The organism is Barnesiella sp. WM24, from assembly GCF_004570975.1.
Taxonomy (GTDB): domain Bacteria; phylum Bacteroidota; class Bacteroidia; order Bacteroidales; family Muribaculaceae; genus Muribaculum.
In genome coordinates, this window is record NZ_SPPC01000007.1 from 127,904 (window position 1) to 150,639 (window position 22,736).

Annotated in this window: 20 protein-coding genes; 9 read left to right on the forward strand and 11 right to left on the reverse strand. The window is 50.3% G+C overall.

Annotation, left to right across the window (positions count from 1 at the left end):
- Positions 1-36 precede the first annotated feature (36 nt).
- From E4T81_RS09090 to E4T81_RS09105, 4 genes are read left to right on the forward strand one after another with little or no spacing between them, the layout of a single operon-like run.
- Positions 37-267, forward strand: a complete 231-nt coding sequence (locus tag E4T81_RS09090; protein ID WP_135043779.1) for a 4Fe-4S binding protein — start codon at positions 37-39, stop codon at positions 265-267.
- Between the two features lie 20 nt (positions 268-287).
- Positions 288-1,379, forward strand: a complete 1,092-nt coding sequence (locus tag E4T81_RS09095; protein ID WP_135043781.1) for a 3-methyl-2-oxobutanoate dehydrogenase subunit VorB — start codon at positions 288-290, stop codon at positions 1,377-1,379.
- A 26-nt stretch (positions 1,380-1,405) separates the two neighbouring features.
- Complete coding sequence (locus E4T81_RS09100; RefSeq protein ID WP_135043784.1) at positions 1,406-2,176, forward strand: thiamine pyrophosphate-dependent enzyme; 771 nt, start codon at positions 1,406-1,408, stop codon at positions 2,174-2,176.
- Entirely contained in the window at positions 2,173-2,712 is a 540-nt protein-coding gene (locus tag E4T81_RS09105) for a 2-oxoacid:acceptor oxidoreductase family protein (RefSeq protein ID WP_135043786.1), read from the forward strand. Before E4T81_RS09100 ends, E4T81_RS09105 begins: the two co-directional genes overlap by 4 nt.
- A 191-nt stretch (positions 2,713-2,903) precedes the next feature.
- On the opposite strand, the gene E4T81_RS09110 is transcribed toward E4T81_RS09105, so the two are convergent.
- Genes E4T81_RS09110 through E4T81_RS09125 form a run of 4 tightly spaced genes read right to left on the reverse strand, consistent with a single transcriptional unit; the run spans position 2,904 to position 6,400 of the window.
- Positions 2,904-3,725: a fimbrillin family protein gene (locus tag E4T81_RS09110; protein WP_135043788.1), complete on the reverse strand. Its 822-nt coding sequence runs from the start codon at positions 3,723-3,725 to the stop codon at positions 2,904-2,906.
- Between the two features lie 11 nt (positions 3,726-3,736).
- Positions 3,737-4,774, reverse strand: coding sequence for a fimbrillin family protein (locus tag E4T81_RS09115; protein ID WP_135043790.1), 1,038 nt, complete (start codon positions 4,772-4,774; stop codon positions 3,737-3,739).
- Between the two features lie 43 nt (positions 4,775-4,817).
- Complete coding sequence (locus tag E4T81_RS09120; RefSeq protein ID WP_135043792.1) at positions 4,818-5,759, reverse strand: DUF5119 domain-containing protein; 942 nt, start codon at positions 5,757-5,759, stop codon at positions 4,818-4,820.
- The gene (locus E4T81_RS09125; protein WP_135043794.1) at positions 5,756-6,400 is read right to left on the reverse strand and encodes a DUF3575 domain-containing protein; all 645 of its coding nucleotides are present in this window, start codon (positions 6,398-6,400) and stop codon (positions 5,756-5,758) included. Before E4T81_RS09125 ends, E4T81_RS09120 begins: the two co-directional genes overlap by 4 nt.
- 291 nt (positions 6,401-6,691) lie before the next feature.
- On the opposite strand from E4T81_RS09125, the gene E4T81_RS09130 reads away from it, so the two are divergent.
- Complete coding sequence (locus E4T81_RS09130) at positions 6,692-7,750, forward strand: SGNH/GDSL hydrolase family protein (protein WP_135043796.1); 1,059 nt, start codon at positions 6,692-6,694, stop codon at positions 7,748-7,750.
- A 98-nt stretch (positions 7,751-7,848) separates the two neighbouring features.
- Here the strand turns inward: E4T81_RS09130 and E4T81_RS09135 are convergent, their stop codons facing one another.
- From E4T81_RS09135 to E4T81_RS09155, 5 genes are read right to left on the reverse strand one after another with little or no spacing between them, the layout of a single operon-like run.
- Positions 7,849-8,541 (reverse strand): MIP/aquaporin family protein, encoded by a 693-nt coding sequence (locus E4T81_RS09135; RefSeq protein WP_135043798.1) that lies wholly within the window; start codon positions 8,539-8,541, stop codon positions 7,849-7,851.
- A 49-nt stretch (positions 8,542-8,590) separates the two neighbouring features.
- Positions 8,591-9,268 carry a DUF2461 domain-containing protein gene (locus tag E4T81_RS09140; RefSeq protein WP_135043800.1) on the reverse strand — a complete coding sequence of 226 codons (678 nt, stop codon included), beginning with the start codon at positions 9,266-9,268 and terminating at the stop codon, positions 8,591-8,593.
- A 3-nt stretch (positions 9,269-9,271) separates the two neighbouring features.
- On the reverse strand, positions 9,272-9,601 hold the full coding sequence (locus E4T81_RS09145) for a DUF4834 family protein (RefSeq protein WP_135043802.1): 330 nt from the start codon (positions 9,599-9,601) through the stop codon (positions 9,272-9,274).
- A 56-nt stretch (positions 9,602-9,657) separates the two neighbouring features.
- Positions 9,658-10,368, reverse strand: a complete 711-nt coding sequence (pssA, locus tag E4T81_RS09150) for a CDP-diacylglycerol--serine O-phosphatidyltransferase (RefSeq protein ID WP_209308173.1) — start codon at positions 10,366-10,368, stop codon at positions 9,658-9,660.
- 9 nt (positions 10,369-10,377) lie between these two features.
- The gene (locus tag E4T81_RS09155; protein ID WP_135043804.1) at positions 10,378-11,046 is read right to left on the reverse strand and encodes a phosphatidylserine decarboxylase family protein; all 669 of its coding nucleotides are present in this window, start codon (positions 11,044-11,046) and stop codon (positions 10,378-10,380) included.
- A gap of 218 nt (positions 11,047-11,264) precedes the next feature.
- Here E4T81_RS09155 and E4T81_RS09160 point away from each other — a divergent pair, with 218 nt between their 5' ends.
- The 3 genes from E4T81_RS09160 (at position 11,265) to E4T81_RS09170 (ending at position 18,533) form a co-directional block, all read left to right on the forward strand.
- Positions 11,265-13,991: a carboxypeptidase-like regulatory domain-containing protein gene (locus E4T81_RS09160; RefSeq protein WP_135043806.1), complete on the forward strand. Its 2,727-nt coding sequence runs from the start codon at positions 11,265-11,267 to the stop codon at positions 13,989-13,991.
- A 22-nt stretch (positions 13,992-14,013) separates the two neighbouring features.
- Entirely contained in the window at positions 14,014-16,146 is a 2,133-nt protein-coding gene (locus tag E4T81_RS09165) for a hypothetical protein (protein WP_135043808.1), read from the forward strand.
- Positions 16,147-16,322: 176 nt separating this feature from the next.
- On the forward strand, positions 16,323-18,533 hold the full coding sequence (locus tag E4T81_RS09170; protein ID WP_135043810.1) for a glycoside hydrolase family 3 C-terminal domain-containing protein: 2,211 nt from the start codon (positions 16,323-16,325) through the stop codon (positions 18,531-18,533).
- Between the two features lie 65 nt (positions 18,534-18,598).
- Here E4T81_RS09170 and E4T81_RS09175 read toward each other — a convergent pair whose 3' ends face one another.
- On the reverse strand, positions 18,599-18,970 hold the full coding sequence (locus E4T81_RS09175; RefSeq protein WP_135043812.1) for a DMT family protein: 372 nt from the start codon (positions 18,968-18,970) through the stop codon (positions 18,599-18,601).
- 130 nt (positions 18,971-19,100) lie between these two features.
- Between E4T81_RS09175 and E4T81_RS09180 the strand changes: the two genes are divergently transcribed.
- Positions 19,101-19,820: an MBL fold metallo-hydrolase gene (locus E4T81_RS09180; RefSeq protein ID WP_167761815.1), complete on the forward strand. Its 720-nt coding sequence runs from the start codon at positions 19,101-19,103 to the stop codon at positions 19,818-19,820.
- A gap of 93 nt (positions 19,821-19,913) precedes the next feature.
- Here E4T81_RS09180 and E4T81_RS09185 read toward each other — a convergent pair whose 3' ends face one another.
- Positions 19,914-22,643, reverse strand: a complete 2,730-nt coding sequence (locus E4T81_RS09185) for a carbohydrate binding domain-containing protein (protein ID WP_135043816.1) — start codon at positions 22,641-22,643, stop codon at positions 19,914-19,916.
- Positions 22,644-22,736: the final 93 nt, after the last annotated feature.

Genomic DNA, 22,736 nt, shown 5'->3' on the forward strand with positions numbered 1-22,736 from the left:
TGCCATGAGTTTTACAATAACTAACACATTCTCAACATGGCAAAAGTCCAAGGCGCAGTAATAATAAACGAAGAGCGGTGTAAGGGGTGTGACCTTTGTGTGGTCGCCTGTCCCACCGGAGTACTTGCCCTCCAGCCCAAGGAGGTCAACGACAGGGGTTATCATTTCGCATATACAGATAAGCCCGAGGCATGCATCGGTTGTGCAAGTTGCGCCGTAGTGTGTCCCGACGCCTGTATTGAGGTCTACCGGGTGGTGGAAAAGTAAATCACAAGTCAATTAGTGTTATGAAAGAAGAAGTAAGATTGATGAAAGGCAATGAGGCTATAGCCCATGCCGCTATCCGATATGGCGCCGATGGATATTTCGGCTATCCGATTACGCCTCAAAGCGAAATCCTTGAGACCCTTGAAGAACTGATGCCCTGGGAGACCACCGGCATGGTCGTATTGCAGGCTGAAAGTGAAGTCGCCGCAATAAATATGGTCTATGGAGGCGCGGCTTGTGGAAAAGCTGTGTTCACGTCATCGTCATCGCCCGGTGTCAGCCTGAAGCAGGAGGGCATAAGCTATATCGCCGCAGGAGAATTACCGGCATTGATTATCAATGTGATGCGCGGAGGTCCCGGTCTCGGCACCATCCAGCCGTCGCAAGCCGATTATTTCCAGGCTACAAAAGGTGGAGGACATGGCGACTACCGTCTTATAACCCTGGCGCCGTCGTCGGTGCAGGAGATGGCTGACTTCGTAGGGCTTGGCTTTGACCTTGCGTTTAAATACCGCACCCCGTCGATAATACTTGCCGACGGAATCGTCGGTCAGATGATGGAAAAGGTTGTCCTTCCCGAGCAGCGTAAGCGTCGCAGCGACAGCGAGATTGCCGAGCAATGTCCCTGGGCTGTTACAGGCAAGCCGGCAGGAAGAGGGCGTAACGTGATGACCACTCTTGAGCTTGAACCCGCCGCAATGGAGGTCATCAACAACCGCCTGCAGGAAAAATACCGCCTGATAGAAGAGAATGAGGTGCGCTTCCAGACTTACGATATCGAAGATGCCGATTATCTTATCGTTGCTTTCGGATCCATCGCCCGTATATGTCAGAAAGCAGTGGAGGTGGCGCGTGAAAATGGCGTAAAGATAGGGTTGCTCCGTCCTATAACCCTGTGGCCTTTCCCGACAGAGGAGATCGAGCGTCTGTCATCCCGGATGAAAGGCATACTTGTGGTTGAGATTAACGCCGGTCAGATGATTGAGGACGTGCGTCTTGCCTGTCATGACAATATTCCGGTATATCACTTCGGAAGACTCGGCGGCATCGTGCCTAATCCTCAGGAGGTACTTGATGCGTTTTTCAATCATTTTCCTGAAGCCAACTCCTGATTGTATAACAGCTATAAATGACGACAATGGATATTAAAGATATTATAAAGCCTGAAAACAAGGTTTATTCACGCCCGAGGCTGATGACCGAAAATACGATGCACTATTGTCCCGGATGCAGTCATGGTGTTGTTCACAAGCTGGTCGCCGAAGTGGTCGAGGAGCTTGGTCTTGAGGACAAGACCATAGGCATCGCTCCGGTAGGCTGCGCGGTGTTTGCCTATAATTACATAGATATAGACTGGATCGAGGCTGCCCACGGAAGGGCTCCGGCAATAGCCACGGCGGTAAAGCGTCTACAGCCCGACAAGATGGTGTTTACCTATCAGGGCGACGGCGACCTCGCCGCAATCGGTACATGCGAGTCCATACACGCGGCAAACCGTGGCGAAAATATCGTCATAATATTTATCAACAACGGTATCTACGGCATGACAGGCGGTCAGATGGCGCCTACTACCCTTGAGGGCATGAAGACCTCTACCACCCCCTACGGACGCCGCGTCGACCTTAACGGCTATCCTCTCAAGATAGGCCCTATATTTGCCATGCTTGACGGTACATGCTACGTGACCCGCCAGGCAGTCCACACCCCCGCGAGTGTGCGTAAGGCTAAGGCGGCGCTCAAGCAGGCGTTTAAAAACTCTATGGAAGGACGTGGCACATCGGTGGTGGAAGTAGTCAGCACCTGTAGTTCAGGGTGGAAGATGTCGCCTGAGCAGTCCAACAAATGGATGGAAGAAAACATGTTTGCCCATTATCCTCTGGGTGATCTTAAAAACACAGTCAAGCAATGAAAGAAGAAATCATTATAGCCGGATTCGGCGGACAGGGCGTGCTCTCTATGGGCAAGATACTTGCTTATGCGGCGCTTATGAATGACCTTGAAGTGACATGGATGCCTGCCTACGGTCCGGAGCAGCGTGGCGGCACAGCCAATGTCACCGTGATATTGAGCGACACGCCTGTCAGTTCGCCCGTACTTGACAGTTATGATGTGGCTGTAGTGCTTAACCAGCAGAGTCTCGACAAGTTTGAAGACAAAATCAAGCCCGGAGGCATGTTGATATATGACTCCTACGGCATTCATCGCGCACCCCACCGTAAGGATATAACGGTCCATGAGGTAAAGGCGATGGACGCATCACTTGAGATGGGTAATGTGAAGATTTACAATATGATTGTGTTGGGCGCTTTGCTCGGGTTGCGTGACCTTGTCCCGATGGATGCCGTTATCCGCGGTCTGAAGAAGACGCTTCCGGAGCGTCACCATCATCTTATCCCGCTTAATCAGGAGGCTATAGCCAAAGGCAAGTCACTTGTAAGCCGTTAGTTTATTTCGACTTTCATTCCTGTCGACTGCTTTATTGCCGGTGAGTTGCCCGGGATGAGTTCTGCTGTATAATTGTAGCTCCATCCCTGATGCCAGCTGTTGCCGTCAAGACCATCGATGAGAGAATATCGTGCAACGGCATATTGCTGTTCCTCCCAGTCGAGGTCTTGCTGTGGTGTCTGAGCCGATGGTCACAGCAACTCTCCGCTTTGCCTGTCGTGTACCTGATACAACACCTCTATTCGTGAGCCGTGGTAATATCCGGAGTATTGCAGAGGGTCAAGTTCGCCGGGCAGGAAGAAGCATCTCTCGCCGGTGAGGTGTATAGGTCGGGTGGTAAGGAGTGTGTCTCTTTCTGTCTTGTATAGCGTATAGGTCACTGACGACTTGTTGAACGTGTTCCATTCGCCGTTGACCTGCGACGAGCCGTCGGGCTCCAGGGGAGAGGTGGTTTCCGATGGCAGATAGTAGTTGCCTTGAGAGGCGATGTCTTTCAAGTACACCTTGTGGACGGTTATGTCCATATCGTCGTTTGCAGTAAACAGGTTGACATGCACCTGGGCAAGTGTGTGGCGGAAGTTAAGTTTTATATTACCCTCCCCTTGGTGAGCGTCAAACCGCGTTGCGACAAGCAGGTCCTCCGCTCCGGTGCATATATAGTCCTGAATCACGTTTCGCCACCAGTAGTTTATGTTTATCTTGTTGTCAGCCGGGCTTACGGCAAGGAAATTGACCGGAGCGTCAGGCCAGTCTACCGCCGGGGAGTAGCTCCATTTGTTTGGTCCGGTGCGCCTTACCGTCACCGAGTCGAGAAGGGTGGTGAAGCCATGACCGTCGGGGTAGTAGGCTGTTACTGAAAATTCATCTATTGTTTCAGTCGTCGTCGGGGTATTGCGGTGAGAGGCTACCCCTTCAAAGGCTATCTTCTCCTGCATAGGGCAGTCAGCCTCGGGCGATGAACATCCGAAGCTGACTGCTGTGAGTGATAATATGAGAAACACGCTGCCCCTCATTGCCGTGAAGACTAATTCTCTACAGGAATGTCGTTGAAGTCCTGATACTCATCGACTGTCACGTCAAAGTTGATGCGGTCGGTAGATGACGGGATTCCTATTGTCAGGTTATATCGGTAGGCATTTCCGAGTTCCCAGTTGTTGTTTGAGTCATTTACGAGAGGAAATACGATATATCCGCCGTTCAGGTCATTGACATAGTTGGGGTCGCTTGCCGACGGCCATAAGGTGACGCCTGTAGCCGGGTCGGTTATTTTGCAGAGCACGCGTATGTAAGAGCCGGAATATGTGGCTGCTGTAGCTTCTGTCTCGGTCAATGTCTGCGGAATGGCAAATATGTTTCCGGTATTGCGGTATTCGGCATATTCGTCACCGAGGTCGGCGGTTGCGTTGGCATAGACCGCGATTTCGCCATTGTCGGTTGTGGTCACCCATTCACCCTTGGCTGTCGAAGTCGATGATGTGGTCTCTTTCGGGAAGTTGAATGAGCCTGTCGTGGCAACGTTGACTACTTTCAGCTCACTGATTTTGACATCTATTGCCCGGTTGGATATTGATGCCGGCTGCTTCCTGATAAAGAACCTTATCTGGGATAGCGCATGCCGGAAATTGATGTGTACCTGCTTGTCGGTCTTTCCGTTTACATCCATGTTCACGCCGTAGAGGAGGTCGACGTCACCCGGCGACATGTAGTCGGCGATGTCGGGAGAGTCGGCTGTTACGGGTTTGGTCGTTTCGAGCGCGGGGCTGTAAGAATAGAAGTTCAACGATTCATCCACAGGCCAGTAGGCGGTAGGAGAGTACCCCCATAGACCGTTTTCGCCCTTTACCACCTCGACGTTTGACATGTAAGGCTTGCCGTCGGCAAAAGCCCATGTGTTAAATGTCTTGATGGTTTCTGTCGTTGTCGGGACGCGTGGGGCATTGGGCACATTGACTGAAAATTGGATGGACTGTAAATCAGATGGTGCATTTGATTGTGTGTCATTTGAACATCCGGCTAATAGGCAGACTGCGGGTAGCAGTGCTAAGATAGATTTTGTGTTCATGATGGACGTGTTTTATGTTAGTGTGTCATCTGAGTTGATAACATTACTCAAATGGTTTAAGTTCAATGTCAATCGTGTGCCATGAGTCTACATCCACCCCTATGCCTCCTCCTGCCGGGGCGTCGGGAGGCAGGCTTATTTCCGGCAGGTCAAGACCGTCGATGTTTATTGTCACATTCAGCGGGTCGGGCGCCTCTCTTATCTGTGAAGTCACGTCAAAGGTGCAATAGTATTTGCTCCCGTCTTTAAGCCAGAAATAGAGTGTAAGTATATTGGCAGCGACAGGATTGGCGGGGATGCCAAATGTAATCAGCGAGCCTGTTATGGCTTTGCCTTCCTTTATGGTCGCTTGTGACGGTAGGGTGACGGGATATTCCGCGGGTGTAAGGTTGTTGAGGTAGATGCCGCCTGTGTTTCCGCTGAGAGTGGCGCATAAGTCGCTGACACCATCGGAATTTCTGACTCCGGTCACGTTAAACGTATAGCGTGGCGTGAGCTGTTCAGGCACAAGCGTGACTAAGCCGCCGGTTATTTCAACGTCGGTAGCCGTGGTCCACATCATGTCGGGAGTGATTACCACCGGCTCTGTGATGACAAGTGGAGGAAGAGCCCCTGTATAAGGGGTTTGGGCGCCGTCAAGCAGCCTGCCGCGACGGGTATAGATTTCAAACAGCTCATAGTCGTCAGTGTTGCGAAACAATATGCCGTCAGTGTTATTGTTATAGGTGATTGCGCGATATATGTCCTGCGGCACATTTATTATTCCCCCGTTTTTACTGAGATTGAAAAGCCAGGGATGTTCATCCGTGCCAAGAGGATACATGTATAGTGACATGGCGGAAGGCAGGTCGCCGCTACACCGTGACCAGTCATATTGTATCTCTGTCGTCTCTATCGGCGATTCAGGAAGCCACAGCGGTTTGTGTTCACATGAAGAGGCGGCAATCAGCAGAAACAGGGATAATATGTGGCATAGCGGCTTCATCTGTATTTGATTTTTGACGGGTTGATGTTGCCTTTCCCTATAAGCCAGCAAAGGGAAATCTCCAGACGAGTGGGTCCCACATAATTTATGTCGCGTGTCGATGACCACACATAGCGGTCACACAACGGGTAGTAGCGGTATTGCTTTCCGCCCAGATAGCCTATGCCGATGGTGAAGTCGAGCGACAGTCTTCCGGTGACGGGCAGCGTGTAGCCGTAGGCTATGCCGCCGCCGGCGCTCCAGCGCGGACCCATATAGCCTTTGTTGCCAAACTCGAAGTCGTAGGTGGCAATCTGTCCGTAGATGCCTATGTGATGTCCCTCCATCTTGTTTTTGCCGTCACGGTTGCCGAGATAGGCACGTATCTCGGCGTGTCCGCCATATGTGCGCCAGTAGCGGTGACGGGCGTTGTTTGACCACCACGCGTAACTCCATGACAGGTCGGCGGCCCATCTTCCGGCAATAGGTATTGTCGCGCCTATGTTGGGGATAAGCGCGATGTCGGAGACAAGGTTGGTGCGCAACGCGACAGGCGGTATGCAACATTCCAGACAATTCTCCTGTCCGGCTCTGCTGTCGTCGTTGGCAGCGGCGCTTAGCCCGATCAGCGTTATCAATAAGAGTAAAGTGTAGCGTGTCATATTCCCTCGTTTAGTAAGTGGCTCACGATAAAAACATTTTATTGGTCAATAAGGTTTCGCCGCGATGGCATTACCGGGGCAATGGCTGAACCTTTTTTCATGAGGTTTGTTATGATTGACAAGAGAAGGCATTTTGCTGACGTTAATAAAAAGTCATTTTTAAATAGTCTATCGCCTTCCAAGCCCGCTTTCAGAAATGAATGCGGGCTCTTTTTGTAGGTATGGCTTATTTGTCGTAACTTTAGCGTTGAAATAACACAACCGATTTTTTTCATTTAAGACTCATAAAACATGTTACGACAATTTATTGCTCCCGTCCTTGCCGTGGCTGCATTAGGCTGCACGGCGTCACAGCCGGTATTTGTGTCGCCGTCATCTGATGATATCCTTTATATGGGGCGTATTAACGATGCCGATTCCTCAGCTCTTGAATTTACCTATCCCGGTATTACGGCTATGTTTAATTTCACAGGCACTTCGCTCGCGTTTGCCGCGAGTCCGGGGAGCGGTCAGTTCATGGTGGAGCTTGACTCGATTCCGGCTTACAAGATAAATTTCACACCCGCCGACTCGGTGATTACAATCGCCGATTCGCTTCCCGACGGCAATCACTCGGTGCGCATCACTTATGCTATCGAGGGCTATGAGCGCCATCCTCATTTCCGTGGCTTCTACCTTTCTCCCGGAGCCGTGATGCTTCCCGCGCCGGAGCGTCCACGGCTGAGAATAGAGTTTATCGGTAATTCTATAACATGCGGCTACGGGACAGAGGAGGATAATCCCAAGAAGGGATTTTCATATGACACGGAAAACCATACTCTCAGTTATGCCTATCTCACGGCACGCAGCCTTGACGCTGACGTGAATGTCGTGGCGCGGTCGGGCATAGGCATGTACCGGTATTTCGGCGGCGCTAAGGAGGGTACTGACAAGACGATTCCCCTGGAATATGATAACACGATGCTATACCGCTATGACTGCAAATGGGATCATTCACGTTTCGTCCCCGATATAATCTGCATTAATCTCGGCACTAACGACACTTCGCTCGGAAATTATGACATAAAGCGTTTTGAAGCCGCCTACAGCGATTTTGTAAAGCGTCTGCGCAATCTGCATCCCGATGCAAAGATTGTGCTTCTTACAGGCTCGATGATGTCAGGAAAGCCGCTTGCCGACGTGAAGGGCGTGCTCGACCGTATAGCGGCAACCGACGGGCATGTCTACCGCTTTGACATGACCCCTCAGGACGGTTCGCTCGGCTACGGTGCCGACTATCATCCGTCGCGCCGTCAGGCTCAGAAGATGGCGACAGAGCTTACCGGCTATCTGCGTACACTTGTAGATTGATATACAATAACCTGATTGCCGCAACGCAATTACCTATATGACAACGGGTCTGTGCCAATTTTGGCACAGACCCGTCATTGTAAGGTGTTGCAACCTGATTATTTCTTGTTGAGGTAGGGAGCCACGGCTTTCCATGCCACGGCTGCGATGAGAGCTCCTACGAGCGGACCTACAACCATAATCCAGAAGTCGCCGAACGCTCCGGGGCTCCAGAGGGCGGGACCGAAGCTACGTGCGGGATTTACAGAGCAGTTGTCAACGGGAATGCCCACGATGTTTACGAGTCCGAGCGCGATACCGATTGCAAGACCGGCAAACTTGCCGAATCCGTGGTTTTCGTCAGTTGCGCCAAGGATTATAAACACGAAGAAGAATGTGAGAAGAGCCTCGCAGAGAAGAGCCATGCCGGGGGTTGCTCCGGGCTGAAGCACATTGGTGGCGAGATTGTTGTCACCGGTCACTCCGCCGAAGTTGAATTCGGGCGACATGTTGACAAACCAGAACAGGAAGCCGGCACCGATAGCCGCGCCGATAAACTGGGAAATCCAGTAGCATATCATCTCCTTGCCGCTCATTTTGCCACTGACCCACATACCGAACGACACGGCGGGATTCACATGACAGCCTGAGATATTGCCGATGCAATAGCAAAGACAGATAAGGACGAGTCCGAAACATACACCTACGCCATAGCCGCCTATTGACGGACCGGCAAGAACTGCGCTACCACAGGCGAGAAGCACGAGAAACATTGTTCCGATTGCTTCAGCCAAATACTTTTTGAAGTTCATGTTAGTTGAAATTGGTGAATAAATAAATTATGGTTATGATTGAGTTGTGTCACTCTTCTTCGATAGAGTAGTTGAGAAATTGGATGAACGGTTGCAGCACCCTGAACCTTTCGGCGGCTTTCTCAGGCCAGCGCGGGTCGTGGAAAAATTTTTCGTCAAGAGGGCAGAATTTCCCGTAATCTTTCAGGCGCAGCAGCTCAATCTGCGGATGGTCTTTGTCCCATCCCTTGGGTGCTGTCTTCAGCGTCTCGCTGCTTATCCATCCCGGGAAATAACGGTTTACCGCCTTGTTGTCGGTTATCTCCTCCCATTCTTCGATATTATCTACGATTGCCTTGCGGAGCTTACGCAACAGCGGCGCCTCCGGTCGCCATATTCCTCCATAGAGCCCGGTCTCTCCGGGGCGTATGTCCATCTGGAGATAATAGCCCGGGCGATGAGCGTTTTTTAAATAGGGATTTATCGAGGCGGAGAAAAATACCTTGTAAGGAGTCTTGTCGAGTGAAAACCGCGTGTCGCGGTATATGCGGTAAGCCGATTCCTTTGCCGTGCGCCCTTTCAGCCGCGGCTCCCATTCGCCCATGCAGTCGATGAGGTGTTGCAGGTCGTCAAGCCATAGTTCGCGCAGCCTGTCATACTCTTCCTTGTGGGCGGCAAACCACTCGCGGTTGTTGTTGGCGGCGAGGCGTCGCAGGAAGTCAAAAAGAGCCAGTGTATAGTAATCCATAATCTACTTGATTTCAGTCCACTCGGCATCGCTTACCTGCTCTTCGGTCTCGTAACTTACCGAGGCTGACGATGTGTCGCGCGGAACTGCGGTTATCTCTTCAAAGTCGACATACTCTCCTTCATTCTTGTTGAATATCTTTTTCTTGCGTGAAGGCTGCTGCCGGCGGCGATACTCCTGATATGACGCGTTGTCGCGATTGTAATAGGAGTAGCGCGGTGATTCCTCCTGACCGGTGACGCGTCTCCACCATCCCACCACTTTCTGTAGCAGGATTGCCGGCAAAATCAACAGCAGGAGTAATATGAATAGTAAAAAGGCAAAAAAGCTCATATCTAATTAACGAAGAAAAGTGGAAAATGTTGTGACCCCGCCTGTGTGGTTACGCCTTATTTGCCGCGTGAGGCAGGGATGAGCGACAATAGGATATAGGCAGCTATTGTCCATGCGAGTCCTGCCACTCCGGTAGTGGCGACAAGGATCACCGCTATGATTATGATGAGGTAGCGGCGGAAGTTCTCGCGCAGGTTGAAATTTTTGAATTTCAGCGAGAACATCTTCAGTCCGGTCATGACCATCAGCAGCGACACCACAATCAGCATTACGGCAGCCACTGCATCGCCCGGATAGCCGAACCGGTGAATAGAGTCGCAGGCGCCGATCCAGAAAAGGGCGTTTGCGGGGATGGGAAGTCCGAGAAACGAGGTTGTCTGGCGGTCATCGATATTAAACCGGGCAAGTCGCAGCTCGCCCATTACAGGTATCAGTATGGCGAGGTAGGCTATCCAGTGGCAATCAGCCGAAGTCAACAGGGTGTTGTACATCAACATTCCCGGCGCCACGCCGAAGCTTACGAGGTCGCTCAGTGAATCCAGCTCCTTGCCGAGAGCCGAGTAGGCGTGGAGTGCCCTTGCCGCAGCTCCGTCAAGAAAATCACATACAGCCGCAACGCCTATCAGCACAAATGCCCATTGATAGCCTTTCAGCCCGAGGCAGTAGACGGTGTCGTAGCTGAACGACATGATTATCGCGAGGCAGCCACACACGAGACTCAGGCAAGTGATAGTGTTGGGTATGTTGGATATCATTTTTTTCAGCATCGCCGGAGATTATTGTTTTGACTTGAGGCGGGCTACTTCTGTGACTCCGCCGGTGGTAATGTCGCCAAGTTTTACGAGAATCTCTGCATCAAGGGGAAGATACAGGTCAACCCTTGAGCCGAACTTGATGAATCCCATGTGGTCGTTGATGTCGGCTGTGTCTCCCGGCTGCGCATAGGTCACGATGCGGCGGGCGAGCGCACCGGCAATCTGTCTCATAAGTATAGTCTGACCGTTAAGGGCACGGATAGCCACTGTCGAACGTTCGTTTTCAGTGCTTGATTTGGGAAGGTAGGCCGACAGGTATCTTCCGGAGTGGTGACGCACATACAATACCTCGCCGTCGACCGGAAACCAGTTGGCGTGTACGTTAAGCACACTCATGAATACTGACAGCTGGATGCAGCGGCAGTGCAGATATTCGCTTTCGTAGGTCTCTTCAAGCGCCACGACCTTTCCGTCGGCTGAGGCAACCACCACATTCTCCCTGTTGCCGCGGAAATGCCGGCGCGGCGATCGGAAGAAATTCAATACAAGCAGATAGACTATCGCTGAAATAGCGGAAAAAGTGACAGGGATGGCGACAGGGCGTATGAAAAGCCATGCCGGGAAATTAATCACCAGCAGAATCGCCAACAGGATAGCTAATATGTTAAGTCCTTCTCTATGTATCTTCACGGATGTTGCCTATTCAAAGTAGTGCAAAGTTATACTTTATATGTAGAAATCGCAAATTTTACCGCAAAAGTTGACAATTTATTCCTGCAATGACTTTTTTAACTATCCGTATTCCACGCCAATCAAGATTTTTTAGTACTTTTGTGAAAATTTGCTATCGGATTTTAAACAGGAACCATAATAAATTTTATCGTTAACATTTCTAACAAGTCATCATTATGTTGAAGAGACTTCTTCTCTTAGTCAGCACAGTCTGGCTCATGTGTGCGGCGGCATTCGCTGCGCCCGGTGATATTAAATGCAGTGGCGTTGTTGTGGACGACCAGGGAGAGCCGATTATCGGCGCTACGGTCTCTGTACCCGGCACTTCAGTCGCTATCGCCACTGACATTGACGGTCGCTTTCTCCTCGATGTGCCCAAGGGCAAGACTATCCGTGTCGTATATATCGGCTATAAACCTGTGACTCTTTCCGCAAAGGAAGACATGGGCAATATCGCTCTTGATATTGAGGCACAGTTGCTCAAGGACGTCGTGGTGGAGCAGTCGGTGGCAAAGACCCGTCTTACTCCTGTCGCAGCCTCCACTATCGGAGCGCAGACCATCGATGTCAAGATGGGCAACCAGGAGCTGCCCGAGGTGTTGAAGACCACTCCCGGTGTGTGGGTGACACGCGACGGCGGCGGTTTCGGCGATTCAAAGATTAACATGCGCGGTTTCAAGAGCGAGAATATCGCCACCATGGTCAACGGTATTCCTATCAATGACATGGAGTGGGGTGGTGTCTATCAGTCCAACTGGGCGGGTCTCGGTGACGTGATGGCAAATATCCAGACTCAGCGCGGTCTTGGCGCGACTATCGTCTCTACCCCCTCTGTCGGCGGTACGGTCAACTACACCACCCGCACTATCGATGTAGAGAAGGGCGGCCGTGTATGGTACGGAATGGGTAATGACGGCTACAACGTATATGGCGTGAAGCTTTCTACCGGTCTTATGAAAAACGGCTGGGCCATCACGTTGCTCGGCTCTCGCAAGTGGGGTGACGGTTACATCCAGGGTACTCCGTTTAACTCTTACAACTACTTCCTGAATGTGTCAAAGCGTCTTAACGAGAATCATCAGCTTTCGTTCACGCTTACAGGCGCTCCCCAGACCCACTACAAGCGCAGCTCGCAGGACGGTCTTTCAATCGAGGGCTACCAGACCTACGGCAAGCGTTACATGGACGGCGAAAGCATGTACAAGTACAACCCCGTCTACGGTTTTGACAAGCAGGGACAGATGCGCAGCTCAGGCTATAACTTCTATCACAAGCCTCACATGTCGCTCAACCATATCTGGAAGATTGACGAGACTTCTTCTCTGTCATCGGCGGTTTACTTCTCGTTTGGTACAGGTGGTGGCTACAGCGGACAAGGCAACGGTCTTGACGGATACAGCTACAGTGACTGGTATGGTGCAAGCAGCGGCGCGCTTAACATGAAGTTCCGTGCTGCCGACGGTACATTTGACTACGCCGCAATCCAGGATCTCAACGCCCAGAGTACAAAGGGTTCTTATCTTGTGATGTCGCAGTCGCTCAACAACCACCAGTGGTATGGTCTTGTGTCATCTTACAAGAAGGAGTGGACACAGAACAACGGCAACCGAATCAACCTTACCGCCGGTCTTGACATGCGTTACTATATCGGTGACCACAAGAACAAAATCTGTGACCTCTATGACGGTGAATACTTCATGGACTACTCTACACGTAAGAACGTAGACCCGACCCTTAACGCGGCGGCAGCCGACCCCAACTGGAAATATCAGAAGCTCGGTGTGGGCGATGTCGTATATCGTAACTACAAGGGTTATACCGTTCAGGAAGGTGTATATGCACAGGGTGAATACACCATGCTTGACGGCAATCTTAACTTCGTAGTGGCAGGCGCCTTGAACAATAACACTTACTGGCGCCGCGACTTCCTTTACTATGATAAGGATCATGAGCGCTCTTCTACCAAAAACTTTATCGGTGGAACTATCAAAGGTGGTGTGAACTACAATATCGACCGTTTCAACAACGTGTTCTTCAACCTTGGTTACATCAGCCGTGCGCCTTTCTTCTCTGGCGGTGTGTTCTTGAACGCCACCACTTCCAATGAGATAAACAAAAACGCAATCAACGAGAAGGTAGTTTCCTTCGAGCTTGGCTACGGTTACACTTCCCGTCCGTTCTCAATGATGGTGAATGCTTACTATACACGCTGGATGGACAAGACCACTACCCGTGGAGGTAACTTCTCCGATGCCGACGGCCGCTACTATATCAACATGCAGGGTGTGGACGCTCGTCACATGGGTATCGAGCTTGACTTCGCCTGGGTTCCGGAGCGCTGGCTTGACATCAAGGGTATGCTCTCATGGGGCGACTGGATTTGGGACAGCAATGCCTCGGGTTACTTCTACAATCAGCTCGGACAGCCTATCACCAACCTCCGCGACGGTGCTCTTGCATCGGGAATCGGTGCTGAGGACCACCTCAAGTCAACCATCAATCAGAAGGGTGTGAAGATAGGTGGATCGGCACAGACCACTGCTTCTCTTACCGCTACCTTCATGCCGTTCAAAGGCTTCCGTATCGGTGCCGACTGGCTCGTGGGCGCACGTAACTACAGTGACTTCCAGGTTAGCTCAAGCAGCCTTAACGGTTCAGTGGTTAATGTCAACGACCCGTGGGAAATACCCTGGGGACAGCAGTTTGACCTGCATGCCAACTACCGCTTCAAGATTGGCGGCGTAAACGCTACCATCTATGGTAATGTAAACAATGTATTCAACTACAACTATATAGTTGATGCCTATACCTCAACCAGCTCAAAGGGTACATGGCAGGATGCTTACCGTGTGTTCTACGCATTCGGCCGCACCTACTCTGTACGTCTGCAAATCAACTTCTAACCATTAACCGCGAATTACAATTATGAGATACAATATTTTCAAGAGCCTGCTCGCGTGTGGTGCATTGATGGCTTTTGCAAGCTGCTCGGAAAACTCATGGAATGATGAATATCTCGATGATTTCGAGACTGAGACTCCGTCGGTGTATCCTGACAAGCAGTCGGCGGAATATGAGCTTCTCGCCAAGGACTACAAGACCATCGCATCGCTACAGGAAAATATCGACAAGGCGACTGCCGCCGGTGTGCTTGAACAGCTTGAGGCTGTAGGTGCGAATGGTTATTTCAACGATGCCATCTCGCCCGCCGAGTATCTTCCCGCGTTCCTTAACAGCGTGAAGGCAAACACCAACTATCCTCTATATTATCTGAATCCGAAGTCGTCGCTTCGCGTCATCTTCAAGAGTGGCGCCGCACAGCCTGCCGAGGTGACTGACATTGAAAAGGCTCCCGCCTACACTGTCACCACCGCCGACTATCAGTCAGTGTGGGGCAGTGACGAAGACTATGCCGAGAGCTTCGCTCCTTCACGCAAGCCTGCGAAGTTTGTGCCCGCGATGTTATCAGCCGCTTATCCCAATGCTGCCGAGGGTGACTTTGCTTATGTGACTTACAACATGGCGTCGCAGGACCCCGTATTTGGCGGTTCGGCTCCCGCAGGTCCCGCGTTTGAGCAGACAAGCGTGGCTGCGACCGTTGAACTTACCAAGACTTATACCATCAGCGGTATCGTCACCGGTCTCTGCGCGCAGGGATTGATGATTACCGACCTCAGCGGTACTGTATTCGTGTATAAGGGTTCAAGTTTCGATATTTCCGCTTATTCTATCAACGAGCAGCTCACTGTCACCGGCAAGGGTGCTCAGTATAGCGGAGGTATGCAGATCAGCTCTCCTGAGTTTGAATCGGCAGGTATCGCCGCCGATCCCTATGTATATCCCTCAGTCACTCCTCTCACCGATGCAGAGTGGGAAGCTGATTTCGCAGTGTTCAAGGCTGCCAACCAGGCTAAGGAGGGTGCGTTCCCCATTTATGCCGAGGTTGATGTTGAAATCACCAAGTCGGAAAAAAATGACAAGGGTTCAATCTATCTTAATTATAAGGTAGGCTCTTCACTCGTGGAAGGTGCCATCTATCAGGCTACCGACGCTCAGATGAATGCTCTTACCGTAGGCAAGAAGTGCCGCCTTGCCGGCTACCTCATGTCATGCTCTACCAGTGGCAACGGCCGTCTTAACATGCTTCTTGTATCTGTTGACGGTGTGCCCGAGTTTGGTGGTTCGGCAGCCAAGGCTCCTGTAAGAAAGGTTGCCACTCTGGCTTCTGAGGTAGAAAGCGAGGTTTACGCTTACAATGGTTCGGCATGGACTCCCGCCGAGAATGTCGTAGTCGTTCAGGCTTCTGACTATGCCGCAATGGGGGTAAGCAATTTCAGCTCTTCTAATGTCGCCACCTATGTTCCCGAGTTCCTGAAGCAGGAGTTCCCCTATGCTTCAGCCGACGACGTGAAGTATGTCGTATGCAAGTATTACGACTCGTCAAGCAAGGAGACCATCGCGCAGCACTGCGAGCGTGCCGTATTTGACGGTACTGTCTGGACGGTAAATACCATCGAGACTCTCAGCGACAAGTTTGCGTTGAATGGCTCTACCTGGGTATATGACCCGTCAGTGACCATTGACCTTCCCCGTAACGGCAAGCCCCAGATTTCAGTTGACTTCTATCAGGCTTGTGTAAACTGGGTATATAACAATATCGATGTGCCTCAGTTTGGCTCGGAGGATATCAAGAGCGGCAAGGGCTATGTGACCTCTTACGGTAATAATGAATATTATTCCGGAGCTTCCGCTTACCAGTGTGACGTCGACCTTCGTCCCTCGGAGGCTAAGAAGCAGTGTCCTGCCGGATGGGAAGGCAAGAGCGACGAGCAGATTCTTGCCGACATGAAGTCTCACTTCGAGAAGGAAGTGTGTCCCGCTGTGCTTCATGAGCTTTATCCTGACCAGATGCCCGGCAACGGTGTCGACCTCTACTACTACATCAACTTCATCGGTTACACCGTGGAGGATGGCAACGTAGAGTATACAGCTACCTATCTTGTTACCGCCAAGGGCGAGTTCAAGTATATCAGCTGTACATGGAATGATGCAGAATAGTTTTCTTCATGATAAATGATTGATTTGGGGCGGTTCCTTCGGGAACCGCCCTTTTTTGTTAATTAAAAGTGAACTAAATGTTATATAGAGTAATATCGGCAACATATTTTGCGTTACATGTATATGAGATTATATTAACTTTGTGAAAAACCAACCATCTAACTTATTTTCTTTACATGAAGCATACTATATTTGCTATGGCTTGTGTGGCTGCGTCGCTCCCCGCTTTCGCGTCACAGCCTGCCTACCTTAATGAATCACTTCCGCTGGAAGAGCGAGTGGAGGATGCTCTTGCCCGCATGACTCTTGATGAAAAGATTGCGATGTGTCATGCCGAGGGTAAGTTTGCCGCCGCAGGTGTGCCGCGTCTTGGCATTCCCGACCTGTGGACCAGCGACGGACCTCACGGAGTGCGTGCCGAAATAAACTGGAACGACTGGGGCTACGCCAATCACACCAATGACTCAATCACCGCGTTCCCCGCCCTTACGGCGCTTGCCGCCACGTGGAATCCTCAGCTGTCATTTGACTATGGCAATGCCATAGGCGAAGAAGCGCTTTATCGTGAAAAGGATGTCATGCTCGGCCCCGGTGTAAATATATACCGCACGCCGCTCAACGGGCGCAACTTCGAGTATATGGGCGAGGATCCCTATCTTGCGTCGGTGCTTGTGGTGCCTTACATCAAGGGCATGCAGCAAAACGGTGTTGCAGCTTGTGTGAAGCATTATGCACTCAACAATCAGGAGAAATGGCGCGGACATATCGACGTGGAGCTTAGCGACCGTGCGCTCCATGAGATATACCTGCCGGCGTTCAAGGCTGCTGTCACTGAAGGCGACGTGTGGTCGATAATGGGTGCCTACAACAAGGTGCGCGGTCAGCATGCCTGTCATAACGAACTTCTTCTTAACGACATTCTAAAAAAAGACTGGGGCTTTGAGGGAGTCGTGGTGACCGACTGGGGTGGAGCCCATGACACAAAGGAGGCGGCTCTCTACGGTCTTGACCTTGAGATGGGTTCGTTTACCAACGGTCTTACCTCGGAAAGCGATTTCGGATATAACGACTATTATCTTGCCGATCCTTATAAGAAGATGCTTGAAAGCGGCGAGGTGCCTATGTCGACTCTTGACGACAAGGTGCGCCGCCTGTTGCGCCTTAACTTCCGCACGGCGATGAACCGAAACAAGCCTTTTGGTTCTGTCGCTTCTCCTGAGCATTATGCCGTAGCCGAGAATATCGGTGATGAGGCAATCGTGCTCCTTAAAAACGCTCCTGTCACTAAAGGCGGCTCCAGGCTGCTCCCTATCGACGATTCCAAATATGGGTCAATACTTGTTGTCGGAGACAATGCCGTGAGGATGCTCAACAAGGGCGGCGGCTCAAGCGAGCTTAAAGTGAAGGATATGGTAAGCCCTCTTGACGGTATGAGAGCGCTTTATGGCGACAAGGTAAAGTTTGCGCAGGGCTACAAGGCAGGCAAGCCTATGTATAATCATGTCGAGGAAATCCCTCAGACTGTAGTGGACTCTCTGCGTGAAGAGGCTGTCGCGATGGCGCGTGAGGCTGACCTTGTGGTGCTTTTCGGAGGCCTTAACAAAAATGCGGAGCAGGATTGCGAGGCCGATGACCGCACTATCTACGGGCTGCCTTTCAGCCAGCCTGAGCTTATAGAGTCAATTCAGGCTGTCAACCCCAATCTTGTTGTAGTGCTTCTTAGCGGTAATGCCGTGGAGATGCCCTGGGAGTCCAAGGTGCCTGCTATCGTGGAAGGATGGTATCTCGGGTCGATGGGCGGCAATTCGCTTGCCAATGTGCTTAGCGGCAAGGTAAATCCGTCGGGCAAGCTTCCCTTCTCGTTTCCTGTGAAACTGGAGGACTGCGGCGCCCACTCTTTCGGCGAGATATGCTATCCGGGCGACAGCATCACCGAGAAATATCTTGATGACATCCTTGTCGGCTATCGCTGGCATGACACAAAAAAGATAGCGCCCAAGTATTCTTTCGGTCACGGATTGAGCTATACTGACTTCCGTTATGGCAAGGCTGAGGCTTCGGCTAAGGAGCTTGCCGCCGACGGCGAAATATTGATAAACGTGCCGGTCACCAATGTCGGCGACCGCAAGGGTAAAGAGACTGTGCAGCTCTATATCGGCGATGACAAGTCGTCGGTCATGCGCCCTGTGAAAGAACTGAAGGGTTTTGAAAAGATTGCCCTTGCTCCGGGAGAAACGAAAAATGTGACATTCACCATTGACATAGACGACCTGAAATTTTATGATGAGACACTGAAGGACTGGAAAGCCGAGCCGGGCAGATTTACCGCCTACATAGGCAGCTCTTCGACCGACATACGTTGTAAAGTCCCCTTCACATTAAAGTAATTACATAACCCACATTTTCTATTGCGTCAGCCGGTAGTCCGAGAAGGATTACCGGCTTTTTGCGTTTACTTAATGAACACGAAATACACTGCGAGAATCAGGCATATGAACGCGGCGAAATGATTCCAGTGAAGTGACTCCCCGTTGAAAAATACTACGGTGAACAGTGTGAACACCACCAGCGTGATAGCCTCCTGAATGACTTTCAGCTGCATCAGTGAAAATGTGCCGCCGTTGCCTATATAGCCCATGCGGTTGGCGGGCACCTGGCAGGAGTATTCGGCAAGCGCTATCACCCATGATATGAGGATTACCACATATAGCGGGGTGTTGGAGGTGATGACTTTCATCTGTTGCAGTTTCAGATGCCCGTACCATGCAAAAGTCATGAAAATATTGGAGATTACAAGAAGTCCTACTGTCAGCCAGCCGTTCATAATGTTGTCGTTTTTTATTTCGAGGTGCAAATTTACGACTATCCTTTATGATTTACAACATGTGAACCCCTTGTTGACCGATGATGTTATATATCCTGTAGAAGAACCTAAAAAACACTACTATTATACTATGACTAAAGTGACTTATCTTGACCATAGCGGATTTGCCGTTACCACTCCGCAGGTCATAATTGTATTTGATTATTTCCGTGACCCTTCCCACGCTCTTGAGAAACTCCTGGACCATAACAAGGAGCTTCCGGTGGTTTTCTTTGCGAGCCATCGTCACCCCGACCATTTTAATCCGGTGATATTCAATCTTGCCCAGAATCATGAGCGCGTCTATGTGCTTTCCAATGACATTGTGGTGCAGCAGCTTCACAAGGGTGTCAGCGTGGCGGCTATGAGCAAGGGCGATGTGCTTGAAAATCTTCCCGGCGGAGTCAGGGTAAAGGCTTTCGGCTCCACTGATGAAGGGATAAGCTTCCTTGTCACGCTCAGTGACGGGACCACGGTGTTTCATGCCGGCGACCTTAATGACTGGCATTGGAAAGACACTTCGACCGAGCGCGAGGTGCAGAAGGCTGAAAATGACTTTAAGGTGATTGTCAACCGCATAAAGAGTGAATTTCCTGAGATTAATATCGTTATGTTTCCTGTCGACCCGCGACAAGGCAGCGACTTTGCCCGTGGAGCCACGATATTCCTTGACGAGATTGCCACAGGCGATTTCTTCCCGATGCACTTTCAGGGCGAACACTCGGAGGCGTGTGACTTCGCGTCATATGTCCCGGAAGGCAAGACGTCGTGTCATTGTCTCGCCACCCCCGGAGAGTCGATAAGCCTGTAGCTTCAGCTTGGCTGTAGCCGATTGACAGAATAAATTCAGGGCGTATCAAATGGAAACATTCGATACGCCCTGAATTTAGTGTAGACAAAAGTATTATTTTATCAGTATCTTTTCTTTAGTTGAGCCTTGACGGCGTATGTAAATTCCGCCTGTTGCCGGCTCGTTGACGCGTACGCCCTGAAGGTTGTAGTATTCAACCTCGGCTGACTTGTCGGCATTTATATTGTCTATCGACACGGTGGGGTCTATTACCGCTTTCATGTAGCGGAAGGGAAGAGTGCATTTAAGAGAGAGCTGTCCATAACTTACTTCGTTAATCATCTTTATGAGTTCGGGAGTAAGGTCGACCGTCACTGTGGATAATCCTTCGGAACTGATAAATGATTCTTCTTCAAAGATTATATTGTTGGAGTCATCACCCGGAGTCGGATAGAAAGTCAACTCTTTGGACCCGTTGATTTTCTCGTCGTCAAATGTAATTTCAAGGGCGATCGCGTTATGCGGGATTTTGACGGTGATATTGGTATTTGAATGTTCTGTGGTGCCATAGGCAAGCATATCAGTCGGGTCAAAGCGGTCGCGCAGGATTTCCACCTTGTTAATCATGTATGAGCCATGCAGCAAGATGTTGTCATTGCAGCTCTCGATGAACTGATTGGTAATGCCTATGTCCTGATAGCATTTGTTATATCCGTAATCCATAATCCAGTTGACAGTGCCGCTGATAGTGCCGTAGTTGTCAGTATAAGGGGTAAGGTGGTTGAGATTGCCGGTTTCCGATGCGAAATGAATCCGGATTACGTCTCCGGCATTTATCCCGTCGGCAGGCATGGTGAATGGCTGCGAGTATTTTTCATGCCAGGTGCCGTAAAATTGGTGGAACCCGTAGAAAAGATTGTCATCGGGCTTCATTGCGCTTTCGATTGACACATGTGACAAGGTGAATCCATCTCCCGCGATCACAATCCCTTCAGCTTTCAGGCGCTCGGCTTGCTCATTGTCAAGAGTTATCTCCACTCGGCACAGACCGTCGGGATTAAGTTCCTCCTGAAAAAAGTTGTAGTAGTAAAATTGTTCCCAATTACTACCATACATGATTGCAATTATGCCATAACCTTTGTCGGTGGTGGCATCATCGACATGGAAGTAAATCTTGTCACCGGCACTGACATGGCTGAACACTCCGGCGGAAAACTTCAGATAAGTCACCCAATCACTGATTTTCATCGCCTTATCCCAGATAAGGTCGTGGGTGTCATCTACTCCGGGCACATCCATGGTCGGATTGGTATAGACATATTTGAAGTCGGCATCCGACTCGATTCTGAAATGCCCTGTCGTGCGTATCGCGTTAATGATTTCCGGGGTCATGTAAAATACCATCACTGTCGAGCCGTCGGCGCGTACACGGCTAAGAGCTGTGGATTGGTCGCCGATTTTTACCGAGTAGTCGGTTCCGGTGCTGAGGGTGACCGATGTGGGCTTGCGTGAGAACATGACGGCGATTTTGTCATCGGAATCGGTCGGGTAGGTGTATATGTTACGGGCTTTACAGGTGTTGTTGTCATGATGCCCGTAGGCAATTACCCCCTTGGGGTTGAATCCCGACTCCACGCGCTCGATTTTGACAAGCCGTGGCGAGTATGCCGGCAGTTCAAATACGATTCCTTCAGATTTAAGATTATACAGCATTTCATTTGTGACTCCGATTTCCAATATACCGTCGGTGATGTCGGAGATGGCCGGGTCGGCGATGCCGTTCTGATGGATTTTTGCGTGGAATAATGCCACGGGGATGATATTTATGATGTCGGTGGAGAGTTTGGCGTCTTGCGAGAATGTCAGCCTTATAATATCACCCGCGGAGATTTCATCTGGATTAATCAAGCCCGCATAGCCGGAGTCCTGTCCGTTGCCTGACCATAGCAGATTCATGTCGGGTTTTGATTCGAGATAGGGACCGAAGCGCACGTTGTCGATGTAGAACGAGCCTTTTTCTTTACCAAACTGGATGACCAGTGCATCAGCTTCTTCTCCTTCTGAGATTTCAAATTCGGCTTCAATCTTGCTCCAGTCAGTGCCGGCAGTCACATTGTGAAATTTGACTCCGAAATAATTGGTTGAATTAGAGAGCACAACTAACAGGCTGCCACCGGTGTCAATATCTGATTTGACGTTAAATTCAAGCTTGTATTTTCCGGGGGCAAGAGTCTCGGGGAATATATATCTGAATTGGTTTTCCCATATTTCACCTTCGCTTGTGTTTACAAGCTTCATGGCTGTGTCGCTATTATATCCGTTGCCGTAATCAACAGCTTGTATGGCGTCAAAGTGTGCTCCCCATGTATCCCAGCCGCTTTGCGGTGCTTCAAATCCGGAGTTTTCACCCCATATCATGTCGTGGATATATCTGGGACGCTCACTGAAGTCTACAGTGACTTTGGTGAGATAATAGTTGCATCCATGGATAATCACGCCGGTAGAGTTTACTGCAGCTGTTTGTTCGGGAGTCAACGGGACCGATAATTTGCCGGATCGAGAACCGGTCAGGACATTGTAGAAGCTGAATATCTCTATTGCTTTCCAGTTGCCGTCGCTCAACTGTATTGTCGCATCAAACTCCCCGTTATAAAATAGGTCGTCATAGTAAAGGTTAATGGTAGTGAAACCTTGATGTTGCTGAAAAACGGAGGCATCGATAATCTCGTAGTGGTTCCAGTCCGGTGTAAATTCCGCTTTAGATTCCCAGATAGTGGATTCTTGTGAGTGAATTGCCGAAGCAGTCAGCAAAAGACATAAAGATAAAAGTAGTTTTTTGATCATAAGCACTTCTTGATGATTGGTTTAAATCACAAAGATATGCGTGGATGCTTTGATTTGATAATACTTTTTTGTCTTTTTATGATGCTTTTGTGT

What these genes read in the sequence shown, in the direction of transcription:
- E4T81_RS09115 (WP_135043790.1), bottom strand. Translation starts at nt 4,774, where the DNA reads ATGAACACAAAATCTATCTTAGCACTGCTACCCGCAGTCTGCCTATTA.
- E4T81_RS09130 (WP_135043796.1), top strand. Translation starts at nt 6,692, where the DNA reads ATGTTACGACAATTTATTGCTCCCGTCCTTGCCGTGGCTGCATTAGGC.
- E4T81_RS09100 (WP_135043784.1), top strand. Translation starts at nt 1,406, where the DNA reads ATGGATATTAAAGATATTATAAAGCCTGAAAACAAGGTTTATTCACGC.
- E4T81_RS09125 (WP_135043794.1), bottom strand. Translation starts at nt 6,400, where the DNA reads ATGACACGCTACACTTTACTCTTATTGATAACGCTGATCGGGCTAAGC.
- E4T81_RS09165 (WP_135043808.1), top strand. Translation starts at nt 14,014, where the DNA reads ATGAGATACAATATTTTCAAGAGCCTGCTCGCGTGTGGTGCATTGATG.
- E4T81_RS09180 (WP_167761815.1), top strand. Translation starts at nt 19,101, where the DNA reads ATGACTAAAGTGACTTATCTTGACCATAGCGGATTTGCCGTTACCACT.
- pssA (WP_209308173.1), bottom strand. Translation starts at nt 10,368, where the DNA reads ATGCTGAAAAAAATGATATCCAACATACCCAACACTATCACTTGCCTG.
- E4T81_RS09105 (WP_135043786.1), top strand. Translation starts at nt 2,173, where the DNA reads ATGAAAGAAGAAATCATTATAGCCGGATTCGGCGGACAGGGCGTGCTC.
- E4T81_RS09160 (WP_135043806.1), top strand. Translation starts at nt 11,265, where the DNA reads ATGTTGAAGAGACTTCTTCTCTTAGTCAGCACAGTCTGGCTCATGTGT.
- E4T81_RS09120 (WP_135043792.1), bottom strand. Translation starts at nt 5,759, where the DNA reads ATGAAGCCGCTATGCCACATATTATCCCTGTTTCTGCTGATTGCCGCC.
- E4T81_RS09090 (WP_135043779.1), top strand. Translation starts at nt 37, where the DNA reads ATGGCAAAAGTCCAAGGCGCAGTAATAATAAACGAAGAGCGGTGTAAG.
- E4T81_RS09175 (WP_135043812.1), bottom strand. Translation starts at nt 18,970, where the DNA reads ATGAACGGCTGGCTGACAGTAGGACTTCTTGTAATCTCCAATATTTTC.
- E4T81_RS09170 (WP_135043810.1), top strand. Translation starts at nt 16,323, where the DNA reads ATGAAGCATACTATATTTGCTATGGCTTGTGTGGCTGCGTCGCTCCCC.
- E4T81_RS09145 (WP_135043802.1), bottom strand. Translation starts at nt 9,601, where the DNA reads ATGAGCTTTTTTGCCTTTTTACTATTCATATTACTCCTGCTGTTGATT.
- E4T81_RS09095 (WP_135043781.1), top strand. Translation starts at nt 288, where the DNA reads ATGAAAGAAGAAGTAAGATTGATGAAAGGCAATGAGGCTATAGCCCAT.
- E4T81_RS09140 (WP_135043800.1), bottom strand. Translation starts at nt 9,268, where the DNA reads ATGGATTACTATACACTGGCTCTTTTTGACTTCCTGCGACGCCTCGCC.
- E4T81_RS09110 (WP_135043788.1), bottom strand. Translation starts at nt 3,725, where the DNA reads ATGAGGGGCAGCGTGTTTCTCATATTATCACTCACAGCAGTCAGCTTC.
- E4T81_RS09135 (WP_135043798.1), bottom strand. Translation starts at nt 8,541, where the DNA reads ATGAACTTCAAAAAGTATTTGGCTGAAGCAATCGGAACAATGTTTCTC.
- E4T81_RS09185 (WP_135043816.1), bottom strand. Translation starts at nt 22,643, where the DNA reads ATGATCAAAAAACTACTTTTATCTTTATGTCTTTTGCTGACTGCTTCG.